Source organism: Flavobacterium sp., assembly GCF_044357305.1.
In the GTDB taxonomy this organism is placed as follows: domain Bacteria; phylum Bacteroidota; class Bacteroidia; order Flavobacteriales; family Flavobacteriaceae; genus Flavobacterium.
On the sequence record NZ_JBIKPS010000021.1, the window covers coordinates 1 to 12413 of the forward strand.

General features: G+C 34.7%; 8 protein-coding genes. 1 reads left to right on the plus strand and 7 read right to left on the minus strand.

Features of this window, described 5'->3' with window-relative positions; all coding sequences use genetic code 11:
* Positions 1 to 1328: 1328 nt before the first annotated feature.
* From trxA to ACIQ2J_RS11650, 6 genes are all read right to left on the minus strand, one after another.
* Positions 1329 to 1649 (minus strand): thioredoxin, encoded by a 321-nt coding sequence (gene trxA, locus ACIQ2J_RS11625; RefSeq protein ID WP_396169945.1) that lies wholly within the window; start codon positions 1647 to 1649, stop codon positions 1329 to 1331.
* Between the two features lie 111 nt (positions 1650 to 1760).
* Positions 1761 to 6296 (minus strand): DNA polymerase III subunit alpha, encoded by a 4536-nt coding sequence (gene dnaE / locus ACIQ2J_RS11630; protein WP_396169947.1) that lies wholly within the window; start codon positions 6294 to 6296, stop codon positions 1761 to 1763.
* Positions 6297 to 6528: 232 nt separating this feature from the next.
* Entirely contained in the window at positions 6529 to 7581 is a 1053-nt protein-coding gene (locus ACIQ2J_RS11635) for an NAD(P)/FAD-dependent oxidoreductase (RefSeq protein WP_396169950.1), read from the minus strand.
* A 94-nt stretch (positions 7582 to 7675) separates the two neighbouring features.
* The gene (locus tag ACIQ2J_RS11640; RefSeq protein ID WP_396169953.1) at positions 7676 to 7915 is read right to left on the minus strand and encodes a NifU family protein; all 240 of its coding nucleotides are present in this window, start codon (positions 7913 to 7915) and stop codon (positions 7676 to 7678) included.
* Between the two features lie 45 nt (positions 7916 to 7960).
* Positions 7961 to 9091 (minus strand): P-loop NTPase, encoded by a 1131-nt coding sequence (locus tag ACIQ2J_RS11645; RefSeq protein WP_396169956.1) that lies wholly within the window; start codon positions 9089 to 9091, stop codon positions 7961 to 7963.
* Between the two features lie 193 nt (positions 9092 to 9284).
* Positions 9285 to 9557, minus strand: coding sequence for a helix-turn-helix transcriptional regulator (locus ACIQ2J_RS11650; RefSeq protein ID WP_396169958.1), 273 nt, complete (start codon positions 9555 to 9557; stop codon positions 9285 to 9287).
* A gap of 312 nt (positions 9558 to 9869) precedes the next feature.
* On the opposite strand from ACIQ2J_RS11650, the gene ACIQ2J_RS11655 reads away from it, so the two are divergent.
* Complete coding sequence (locus ACIQ2J_RS11655) at positions 9870 to 10622, plus strand: PKD domain-containing protein (RefSeq protein WP_396169960.1); 753 nt, start codon at positions 9870 to 9872, stop codon at positions 10620 to 10622.
* Between the two features lie 353 nt (positions 10623 to 10975).
* Here ACIQ2J_RS11655 and ACIQ2J_RS11660 read toward each other — a convergent pair whose 3' ends face one another.
* Complete coding sequence (locus ACIQ2J_RS11660) at positions 10976 to 12199, minus strand: TlpA family protein disulfide reductase (RefSeq protein ID WP_396169962.1); 1224 nt, start codon at positions 12197 to 12199, stop codon at positions 10976 to 10978.
* Between the last annotated feature and the right edge of the window lie 214 nt (positions 12200 to 12413).

The window sequence follows — 12413 nt, forward strand, 5'->3', positions numbered from 1 at the left end:
ACCTTTATTTGTTTCTCGCAAATCTTTTTTTTAGATTTTTTTAGTTTTGTAGTCTCAGTTTGTAAAGAACGTCTGCCTTAATGCGGGTGCAAAAGTACCATTCTTTTTCACTCTCGCAAGGGTTTTCAATACCTTTTTTGAAAGTATTTTTTAATGCGCTGAATTCGTGAAGGTTGTTGAGCAAAGTTTTTTTGTTTGGTGGGGTTTTAGAAGGAAGCTATCCTCTTTCCCTCTCCTTTGAAGAGGGTGGGAAACGTGATTTTTTTTTTAAACCACATAGTTTCATAGTTTTCTTGGTTTTAGAAGCTTCGCTTGGTTTTAGAAAAATATAGCTCTCCTCTCCCCTAACCCCTCTCCAAAGGAGAGGGAAAACGTGATTTTTTTTTTAAAACCACATAGTTCCATAGTTTTCTCGGTTTTAGAAGCTTCGCTTGGTTTTAGAAAAACATAGCTCTCCTCTCCCCTAACCCCTCTCCAAAGGAGGGGGAAAACGTGATTTTTTTTTTAAAACCACATAGTTTCATAGTTTTATTGGCTTTAGACGCTTCGCTTGGTTATAGAAAAATATAGCTCTCCTCTCCCCTAACCCCTCTCCAAAGGAGAGGGAAAACGTGATTTTTTTTTTTAAAACCACATAGTTTCATAGTTTTATTGGTTTTAGAAGCTTCGCTTGGTTTTAGAAAAATATAGCTCTCCTCTCCCCTAACCCCTCTCCAAAGGAGAGGGAAAACGTGATTTTTTTTTTAAACCACATAGTTTCATAGTTTTATTGGCTTTAGACGCTTCGCTTGGTTTTAGAAAAACATAGCTCTCCTCTCCCCTAACCCCTCTCCAAAGGAGAGGGAAAACGTGATTTTTTTTTTAAAACCACATAGTTTCATAGTTTTCTTGGTATTAGAAGCTTCGCTTGGTTTTAGAAAAACATAGCTCTCCTCTCCCCTAACCCCTCTCCAAAGGAGAGGGGAACATGGATAGAAAATATAGTTGGGGTTTTATTTATTGATGGTTTTGGGAAATTTGGTTTTTAATTAGGTTATGTCTTTTGTTGGAACTCATAATCTTTCAAACCTAATAGGTTTTGGAAACCTGTTAGGATAGGAAGTAGATTGTACTATATATAGTAGGGTGTTTTAGAAAATTGGAATTTCATACCATTTGCTGGGAGCATAGCCCTGATTGAGCCGGTAGCTCTCGTGGAGGTACGGAACGAGACTAAAGGCGAAAGCAGGAATTGCCATTGCTAAAATGCCTAATGTTTCGCTACAAAAAAAATTAGGCATAAAAAAAGCCTGGCAGTTGCCAGACTTGATATCTTTGAATTTAATAAATTACACTAACAATGCATCAATAGCATCAGTGTACGTCTTTTTAGGAGCAACGCCTACTTGACGACCTACTACTTCACCGTTTTGGAAAATCAACACGGTAGGAATGTTTCTAACGCCGTATTTTGCAGCAAATTCTTGATTTGCATCTACGTCAACTTTTCCTACAACTGCTTTTCCTTCGTATTCCCCATGAATTTCGTCGATAACTGGTCCAACCATTCTACATGGTCCACACCAAGCTGCCCAAAAATCTACTACTACTGGTTTGTCTGATTTTAATACTACTTCATCAAAAGTAGCATCTGTTATTGCTAATGCCATATATTTTTTTGTTTAAGTTTAACTTGTTTCCAATTGCAAATGTAGATAATTATTTAGTCATCCAAATGTAACATGTATTACTTTTAGCTATTTTTTAATTGATTTAATCGATTAATTGAGTTTAAAGTTAACTTGTATTAAATCTAATTCGGTTAATAGTTCTTTGGAGATTTTGACTTTTAGCTTCCTACTTGCCATTTCTAGAGTAGTAATTCTTTTTACTTGTTCTGTTGCAACAGGCTCATTTTCAATTAACTCTTCTTCCATCACTTCCGAAATATCTAGATTTTCGATATCAATTTCTTCTTCATTATTTGAAATTAAAACTGGCTCCAAGGGCTTAACCACTTCTACTGGCTTAGAAATAATTTCGGTTTCTATAACTTCAAAATTTACTGCGTTTTCTCCACTGTTGGCTTTGAAAACTTCGTTTAATTTTTGAATTAAATTAGGATGTAAATCTTGGATATTCAATTGAATGGAAAGTTTTTTAGCAAATGTTGGCAACACATCGGCCAATAGTTTAGCATCTTGAAAATTAATTTGTGGTTCGGATTTTTTACCGGTTTCCCGATTTACCCAGCCGTCTTTTACATGAATTTTGAAATAAATAAACTGGTTATTCACCAAGAAATGACGGAATTTTAAATACTCTTCATTGAAAATTCTGAAATCATGGCTTTCGTCATACCCTTCTAGTGTGAACATTGCCCAGTCTTTTCCGTTTTTACCAGTGCGGTATTGCACGTTGGTTACAATACCTCCAAAGGTTAGGGTTTTGCCAACCAAAGTCTCTAAACTTTTTAAATTCGCCAAACGAACGTTGCAGAAATATTTCATTTCAAATCGGTAATCGTCCAGCGGATGCCCTGAAATGTAAATACCAACCACTTCTTTTTCTTTGGCTAATTTTTCCATGGTGCTCCAATCGTCGCAAGGAGGCACGACTGGTTCTGCAATTTGAACATCGCTACTTTCGCCAAACAAACTCACTTGGGAGGAATTTTCATTTTCTTGAAATTTCGATCCATAGCGAATGGCTTTTTCTAAAAAGGTAATTCCCTCGCCTTCTATGTGAAAATATTGTGCACGGTGGGTGTTGTCAAAACAATCGAAACCACCGGCATACGCCAAACTTTCAAAGGCTTTTTTGTTCGCTGCACGTAAATCGATTTTTTTAGCCAAATCAAAAATAGATTTATACGGAGCATCTTTTCTATTTTGTACAATGGTATCTACGGCATTGGCACCAACGCCTTTTACAGCGCCTATTCCGAAACGAACGGCATAGCTATCATTTACCGTAAATTTATAAAACGACTCGTTTACATCGGGCCCAAGAACCGTTAATCCCATGCGTTTGCATTCTTCCATAAAGAAGGAAACTTGCTTAATGTCGTTCATGTTATTAGACAAAACCGCAGCCATATATTCGGCTGGATAATTGGCTTTCAAGTAAGCGGTTTGATACGCAATCCAAGCGTAGCAAGTAGAATGCGATTTATTAAAGGCGTATTCTGCAAAGGCTTCCCAGTCTTTCCAGATTTTTTCTAATTTATCGGCAGCATGTCCTTTGGCTTCGGCTTGCGAAATAAATTTGGGTTTCATTTTATCCAGTACGTCCCGTTGTTTTTTTCCCATTGCTTTACGCAAAACGTCGGCATCCCCCTTTGAGAAATCGGCCAATTTTTGCGATAAAAGCATTACTTGTTCTTGGTAAACGGTAATTCCGTAGGTGTCTTTTAGTAATTCTTCGCAGGCATCGATATCGTAAACGATTTCTTCTTCGCCATTTTTTCGTTTGATAAAACTAGGAATATAAGCAATTGGTCCTGGACGATATAATGCATTCATGGCAATCAAATCGGGGAAAACCGTTGGCTTTAATTCCTTCATGTATTTTTGCATTCCGGGACTTTCGTATTGGAAAATACCTACCGTTTCGCCGCGTTGGAAAAGTTCGTAGGTTTTTAAATCATCAATAGGAAATTCATCGGGATTGATGTCTTTGCCAGTTCTATATTTTACTAATTTTACAGTATCTTTAATCAAAGTTAGGGTCTTTAAACCCAAGAAATCCATCTTTAACAATCCGGCACTTTCAACTACCGAGTTATCAAATTGGGTAACATATAAATCGGAATCTTTGGCCGTTGCCACCGGAACGAAATTGGTAATATCATCTGGAGTGATGATAACCCCACAAGCATGAATACCAGTATTTCTTAGATTTCCTTCTAGAATTTGCGCCTGTTGGATGGTTTCTCCTCCTAAATCGGAAGCCTTACCAAGGGCAATTAATTCTTTAACTTTATCAAAATCTTCTGGACGGAGCGCTTTTTTAAGTCCCACATCGTCCATGGAAAAAATCTTAGCCAAATTTAAATTCAACGGAATTAACTTTGCGATTTTATCGGCTTCAAATAATGGCAAATCCAAAACACGAGCGGTATCCCGAACCGAAGATTTGGCTGCCATGGTTCCGTAAGTGATAATTTGTGCTACTTGCTTGGAACCGTATTTTTGGATCACATAATCCATGACTTTACTTCTTCCTTCGTCATCAAAATCAATATCAATATCGGGAAGGGAAACCCTGTCTGGATTTAAGAATCTCTCAAAAAGCAGGTTGTATAAAAGTGGGTCGATATTGGTAATTCCGAGGCAATAGGCTACTACCGATCCTGCTGCAGAACCCCGCCCAGGCCCTACCGAAACTCCCATTTTACGAGCTTCAGCAATAAAATCTTGTACAATTAAAAAGTAACCTGGATAACCTGAATTTTGAATGGTTAACAATTCAAAATCAATACGCTCTTGGATTTCTGGTGTGATTTCTTTGTACCTTCTTTTGGCTCCTTCAAAAGTTAAATAATGAAGGAATTTATTTTCTCCTCTTTTACCTGCATCGGCAACATCTTCAGCAATCAAGAATTCTTCGGGGATATCAAATTTTGGCAATAAAACTTCCCGCGCCAAATTGAAGATTTCAATTTTATCTACAATTTCAGTGATGTTAGAAATGGCTTCAGGCAAATCGGAAAAGAGTTTTTTCATCTCTTCACTCGACTTGAAATAATATTCCTGATTTGGCAATCCAAAACGGTAGCCACGACCGCGACCTATTGGTGTAGATTGTTTTTCGCCATCGCGAACACAAAGTAAAATATCGTGAGCGTTGGCGTCTTTTTTATGGATGTAAAACGAATTGTTGGTAGCAACCATTTTTACATTATGTTTTCTTGCTAATGTAATTAAGGAAGAGTTTACACGGTTTTCATCTTCTTGATTGTGGCGCGTTAACTCGATATAAAAATCGGAGCCAAATTGTTCTTTCCACCAAAGAAGTGCTTCTTCGGCTTGATTTTCACCAAGATTTAATACTTTATTGGGTACTTCTCCATACAAACTTCCCGAAAGTACAATAATATCTTCTTTGTATTTTTGTAAGATTTCTCTGTCAATTCTTGGTACATAATAAAATCCATTTGTGTATGCAATGGATGACATTTTTGCTAAATTGTGATAGCCATTTTTGTTTTTGGCTAACAAAACTATTTGGTAGCCGTTGTCTTTTCTAGTTTTATCTTTGTGGTTGTCGCAAACGAAAAATTCACAGCCCACAATAGGCTTAATGATAGTTTCAGTTGGTGTTTCGCCAGCATCAATAGCGGCTTTGTTTTTGGTTTCTGCGTTTTTATTGTGGTATAAAATATCGCGCACAAAGTGAAAAACCCCCATCATATTCCCGATATCGGTCATTGCAACCGCTGGCATTTTATTTTGAACCGCTGCAGCCACTAAATCTTTCACTGAAACAGTAGATTGTAATACTGAAAATTGGGTGTGATTATGCAAATGAACAAAATCGGTATCGATTAGGATTTGCTTATTTTCGGAAAGAGTTTCTTTGGAAAGAGGCACATTTCCTTTATCGCCAAATTGCTGCCGAATTTTATCGGAAGCTTCTTTAAGATTGCTATGTTGTAATCCTATTAATTGAATAGACCTTGGGTTTTTCAGTTGAAAATCTTCGAAGAACTCTTGTTCTACTTCGAGTTCGGTTTTGGTGAAAACTTCGGTTCGAATTAATTCTAAAAAGCAACGGGTGGTTGCCTCTACATCGGCAGTGGCGTTGTGCGCTTCTGCAAATGTCTGGTTGAAAAGGTATTGATGTAATTCGGTAAGCGTTGGTAATTTAAACTTTCCTCCACGACCACCTGGAAGTTTTAATAAGGATGCGGTAACTTCGGTACAAGTATCCAAAATTGGCATGGAAGACATTGGGGATTGGATACCCATGCGGAAGAATTCGCAACCCATAATATTGACATCAAAACCTAAATTTTGACCCACAATAAACTTGGCTTTCGACAAAGCAAGATTGAATTTTTCCAACATTTCACTTAACGAAACCCCTTGTTGTTGGGCTAATTCGGTAGAAATTCCGTGAATGCGTTCGGCATCGTAAGGAATATTATAACCTTCTGGTTGTATCAAATAATCTTGATGCTCCAGTAGATTTCCCATTTCGTCGTGCAACTGCCATGCAATTTGGACGCATCTCGGCCAGTTGTCGGTGTCGGAAATTGGTGCTGCCCATTTTTTAGGAAGTCCGGTAGTTTCGGTGTCGAATATTAAATACATAGTAAAAAATCAATGTCAAAAATCAATAGCAATGGCAAAAGTCAATGTCAAAAGTCAATGTCAAAAATCAAAAAGAATTCCATAAAATTGGATTGGAAATTTAATTTTTGGGATTTATCAAAAGTACGTTTTAAGGAGCGAATTGTCAATTTTAGTTATTAACAAAAACAAAAAATGGCTGACTTTATCGTCAACCATTTGAATATTCTTAATCAATTTTGGAAGTACGAAATCAATCAATCGATTTTACCACTGCTTTTTCTGCTTCTTTTCTAGTTCCATCAAAACCATCCACACCGGAAACGGTAGTGTATTTAAGCACGTATCTTTTACCCGGATTGATTCTTTGGTAAACACTTTGACACATTAAAGTTGCTTCGTGAAAACCACAAAGAATTAATTTTAATTTACCTGGATAAATATTGACATCGCCGATGGCATAAATTCCGGGAATATTGGTTTGATAATCTAAGGCGTTATTTACTTTGATGGCATTTTTTTCAATCTCTAGTCCCCAATTGGCAATCGCTCCTAATTTTGGCGTAAGCCCAAAAAGTGGAATGAAAAAATCGGTTTCTAAAACTTGTTGCACACCTTCATTTTCTAAAACGATACTTTCAATGTGGTTGGTTCCTTGAACAGCAACCACTTCTGCTGGAGTAATCAAGTTGATTTTTCCTAGTTTTTTTAATTCTTGCACTTTTTCCACCGAATCTAAAGCACCTCGAAATTCATTTCTTCGGTGTACCAATGTCACTTCAGATGCAACATTAGAAAGGAAAACACTCCAGTCTAAAGCAGAATCTCCACCTCCGGCAATTACTACTCGTTTATTGCGAAACAATTCGGGATCTTTTACAAAATACTCCACTCCTTTTTCTTCATAAAAAGAAATGTTTTCTAATTGCGGTTTTCTAGGTTCAAACGTTCCCAAACCACCTGCAATAGCAATTGCTTTAGCATGGTGTTTGGTTCCTTTATTGGTAGTAACGATGAACGTTCCGTCTTCTAAAGTGTCAATGGTTTCTGCAGTTTCCGCCAAGGTAAAACCGGGTTGAAATTGCTTAATTTGTTCCATTAAATTGGTTACCAAATCCCCTGCTAAAACTTCGGGGTAACCCGGAATATCAAAGATTGGTTTTTTGGGATATAACTCTGCCAATTGCCCTCCCGGTTGCGGAAGTGCATCGATAATATGGCATTTTAATTGTAGTAATCCTGCTTCAAATACTGCGAAAAGTCCGGTTGGACCAGCCCCTATAATAAGTATATCGGTTTCAATCATTTTAGAAGTTTATGAGTTTATACGTTTAGAAGTTGAGAATGCGAAATTCTAAAATATAAATTTTTAAATGTATGATTTTTATCATACCTAGTAACTAAGCAATGTTCTCTACGGTTTCTATTTGCGGTGCATATTTTTTTATCGTAGTCTCTACCCCTGCTTTTAAAGTCATTTGGTTAACACTACAACTGGTGCAAGCCCCTTGAAAACGCACTTTTACATGCTTTTCATCTACTATCGAAATCAAACTAATATCGCCACCATCGGAATTCAAGAAAGGTCGGATTTCCTCTAGTGCTTTTTCGATATTTAAAGTCAACTCTTCGTGTGTCATAATTTAGATTATTTAGATTTTTAGACTTCTAGTAGTCTAAGTGGTCTATTTCTTTACCGCAGAACATCCTGCCATTGTGGTTATTTTTATTGCTTCGGTTGGTGCAAGATTTTCATTGCGGTTTACCGTTTCTTGCACTACATTTCTTGCAATTTCTTCGAATACTTTTTCTAATGGAGAAGCTGTTTGCAATGCTGCTGGACGACCGTAGTCTCCTGCTTCGCGAATGCTTTGTACTAAAGGCACTTCGCCTAAGAAAGGCACTTGTAAATCTTCTGCAAGATTTTTAGCCCCTTCTTTTCCGAAGATGTAATATTTGTTTTCTGGCAGCTCTTCTGGTGTGAAGTAGGCCATGTTTTCTATAATTCCTAAAACTGGAACATTGATGTTTTCTGACAAGAACATGGAAATTCCTTTTCTCGCATCTGCCAAAGCCACTGCCTGTGGAGTGCTTACAATTACCGCTCCCGTGATTGGCATGGATTGCATAATAGATAAATGAATATCGCCAGTTCCTGGAGGTAAATCGATTAACATAAAATCAAGGTCTCCCCAATCGGCATCAAAAATCATTTGGTTTAGAGCTTTGGCTGCCATTGGACCTCTCCAAATTACCGCTTGACTTGGGGAAGTGAAAAATCCTATGGAAAGTAATTTTATTTCATAACTTTCTACAGGTTTCATTTTAGATTTACCATCGACTTCTATAGAAATTGGTTTTTCGTTTTCCACATCAAACATGATTGGCATGCTTGGCCCGTAAATATCGGCATCTAAAACGCCAACTTTGAAGCCCATTTTAGCCAAGGATACGGCTAAATTTGCAGTAATGGTTGATTTTCCGACACCTCCTTTACCAGAAGCAACCGCAATAACATTGCTAATTCCTGGAATGGATTTCCCTTTGATTTCGTTTGGATTTTCTTTGGCTTCTACTTTAATATTCACTTTCACTACTGCATCTGCAGAAAATTGTTCGTGAATTAATTTTTTTATATCGTCTTCGGCTCTTTTTTTAATGTGCATAGCCGGTGTAGAAAGTACTAAATCAACTACCACCTCATCACCAAAAGTGATTACGTTTTTCACAGCACCGCTTTCTACCATATTCTTTCCTTCGCCAGCAATAGTAATAGTTTCTAATGCTTTTAGGATTTCTTTTCTATCTAGTTTCATTTTTTTGTTTATCGTTTGTTGTTTATGGTTTGTTGTTGGGGAAACCATAATTTATTTAAACTGAATATGAATTGCAAAGATAGTAAGAAGTTTAAAAGTTTAAGGGTTTAGGTGTTTAAAGTTTTCTTAGGATGATTCTGTAGTTTTTTAGAATTAAATTCTATCAATTTATAAAATAACAAGGCAAAGTTTCTTATTCATTATTTTTTTTAGATATCTCAAAATTGAATAACTCACTTGGGGAAATCTCTAAAGTTCTGATTAATTTGAATAAAGTACTAATTGTAGGATTTGTTTTTATGGTTTCAATCCTTGCAATTTGTGAAAGTGTTAATTCGGAACGATAAGCTAACTCTTCTTGACTTATACCTTTTTCTGCACGGATTTCTTTTAGTCGCTTCGCTAACAACTGCAATCCTTCCTCATCAAATGTAAATGTTCTTGGTATATTATCACTCCTTTTCATTTACCAAAATGAAGATAATTAATATTATTTTGTTATAGCGTATATGCTATAATTTTAAAGAATTAAAATAAGTGAAATTATCATATTAATAAGCCTTAAATTAGACTAAATGTTTGCGTAAAACTCTGAAAGTGTTAAGAAATGCACTGAGAAAAGAAAAAAATTAATTATAGCATATTTGCTATAATTTTATATATTTGTAAAATAAAACTCACAAAAAAGGAAACATTATTAAAAATTAATAAACCAATTATATTTAACTCGTGCGGAACCCGAAAAGCAAAAAGAGTAGGGAAATTTAAAATGAAAAAAATGAAAAAAAAATTATTTACTTCACTAATGGTAGCGATTTTAACTATTCTAGTTTCATGCTCCAAAGATTCTCCTACTGCGCCAGCAGTTACTCCTGCTCCAACAGTAGATTTTAGTTATTTAGGTGCCAATAACCCTGCACCATCAACAGTATCATTTACTAGTACAACAACAAATGCAGTAAATTATTTATGGGACTTTGGAGATAATAGCTCTTCAACACTAGCAAACCCTCAACATCTTTATACTGCAGGTGGAGTTTATACTGTTAAACTAACAGTTACAGGTGCAGGAGGCACAACATCAACGATAAAAACAGTAAATATAGGAGCACCATTAACAAACGTAAAAATAACTACAGTTACACTATTAAATATTCCATTTACAAAACCAGGAGGAACCTCTGGTTGGGATTTAGATGGCACTGGTCCTGATGTATATTTTCAAATACAAGACCAGAATAGTGCTATTTTGTTTAATGCTACATCTGCTGCCAGAAAAATTGATGTAACACCTTCTATGTTACCGTTTGGATGGAACATAACAACACCTTTTGCAATTACTAATCTATCACAATCAAGATTCATCCAACTCTTTGATTATGATTTAGGAATTATAGGAACTCCAGATGACGACATGAGTTATGTAGGTTTCTTAATGACTGATTATACAACTGGTTCGACTGCATATCCAACATCCATTACTAAAAACCAAAATGGGATAACTATTAAATTAGACTTAATCTGGTATTAAAAATTTATAAGGAATATCTTAGAATAGGATTGATTAATAATCAATCCTATTTTTTTTGGATATTGAAAGTGAATTTATTTAATCTCAGGCCCCCAAAAATATTGTTCAAAATTTATTCATTTATTTTCAACTATTTTTATCTCTTATTTTTCAAGAATTATATTTATTTAATGTTTTAATTTACAATAAATTCTAATTATTGCAGATTATATACTTCAAAGACAGTAATAAGTTTAAGGGTTTAGGTGTTTAAAGTTTTCTTAGGATGATTCTGTAGTTTTTTGAAATAAAAAAGATTGGGTTTGAATGTTTTCATCCCCAATCTGATCAACAATAAAAATAATAACTAAACTCTATTTTTCATATTGAATACAATCTATATTTCTTTGGGCTTTTTCTAAAGTTAAGCCATAAGCATTTAATTCTTTAATCAAATCTTCAAGGCTACCTTTTTTGAATAAAAAATTATATTTAGCATTGGAGTTACTCTCATCTATAACTATAATGTTGAAATTATTACAAATACCTTCTGAAACATATTTTAAATCTGTTCCATCAAAATTGAAATATTGATCTGTACTACCAGAATGACCCGAATTAACATCCGTATTTTCGTTTTCTTTTAATTTTTTTGCATCCATTATTTTTAACAAATACACATCGGAAATCCTAGTGGTATTCACTTCTTTTAATTTTAATGTATTCATTAAAAACAATTTCATATCCTTTTCAAATAATGCTTTATTTTCAAGTAGATTTTTATCTATAAACAAAAAATCATATTTTAGACTTGAAATGTCCTTTGAAACTATTATTTTATAATCTGGAACTTCATTAAGGGCTGCAAAAATGGATTGTAAATCCCAATTAAAAACCATTAATTTGGATTTTGAAAAATCCCAAAGAGTGGGAACATCCCGTTTGTGATTAGGATTTGATTCTGCTAAGAAAACAGATTTATTTACTCGCTCACTAGTATAAATTTTAAGCAAGTCTCTAGCAGAAACGTCTTTATTTTCAGGCTCTGTGGTTTGGTTTACTTCGGTTATTTCCTTTTTAACTTCATTAAAATCTTGAAGTTGGCCATTAATGAATTTATCTATTAATTCTGAAGTTAACATTTCTGGACGCCCAATAAATCTAACAATATTTTGATCATCAATTAGTATTGTGGCAGGTATAGAATAACTTTTATCCTTCCTCATTATTAAATTTTCATGGGTCTTTTTAGTTTGATCGGATACCACTATGGTCTCAAATTTAATTTTGCTTAGCGTTTTATTTATCTTTTCTGGTGCTTCGTCGGAAATAGAAATAAACACTAAATTGTTAGTGTCTTTAAATTTGTTTTGAAGTTCGTTTAAATGGGGCACGGCTCCCAAACAAGGACCACACCATGTTGCCCAAAATTCGACAACTTTGAACTTATTAGAAAAATTCTTGTCTTTTGGGGTATTCAGAATATAATCTGTAATTACCAAATCGGGGGTTTTTTGACCTACTTTTAAGTCGGGATTTTGCCCAAATGTTACTTGTGTTGCTATCAATAACAACACTACTAGTGTGCTTTTTTTCATTTAGATATAAATTAAGTTACTAAATACTCATTTTACCTAAGAAATTACATCCGTAAAGTTTTAATAAATTTGGGGATAATTTTTAAAACTATTTAAGAAAATTTTTACATTTTCTTTATTTTTTTAGAAAACGTTAGGTTGTACAAAATATTGTTTGAAGTCAACATTTTTTTTTGTAATTATTTTAACTTATTGATTTTATTGAAAGCTTACT

Excerpts from the sequence above, each read along its gene's own strand:
- ACIQ2J_RS11635 (WP_396169950.1), bottom strand. The coding sequence starts at position 7,581 with ATGATTGAAACCGATATACTTATTATAGGGGCTGGTCCAACCGGACTT.
- ACIQ2J_RS11640 (WP_396169953.1), bottom strand. The coding sequence starts at position 7,915 with ATGACACACGAAGAGTTGACTTTAAATATCGAAAAAGCACTAGAGGAA.
- trxA (WP_396169945.1), bottom strand. The coding sequence starts at position 1,649 with ATGGCATTAGCAATAACAGATGCTACTTTTGATGAAGTAGTATTAAAA.
- dnaE (WP_396169947.1), bottom strand. The coding sequence starts at position 6,296 with ATGTATTTAATATTCGACACCGAAACTACCGGACTTCCTAAAAAATGG.
- ACIQ2J_RS11645 (WP_396169956.1), bottom strand. The coding sequence starts at position 9,091 with ATGAAACTAGATAGAAAAGAAATCCTAAAAGCATTAGAAACTATTACT.
- ACIQ2J_RS11650 (WP_396169958.1), bottom strand. The coding sequence starts at position 9,557 with ATGAAAAGGAGTGATAATATACCAAGAACATTTACATTTGATGAGGAA.
- ACIQ2J_RS11655 (WP_396169960.1), top strand. The coding sequence starts at position 9,870 with ATGAAAAAAAAATTATTTACTTCACTAATGGTAGCGATTTTAACTATT.
- ACIQ2J_RS11660 (WP_396169962.1), bottom strand. The coding sequence starts at position 12,199 with ATGAAAAAAAGCACACTAGTAGTGTTGTTATTGATAGCAACACAAGTA.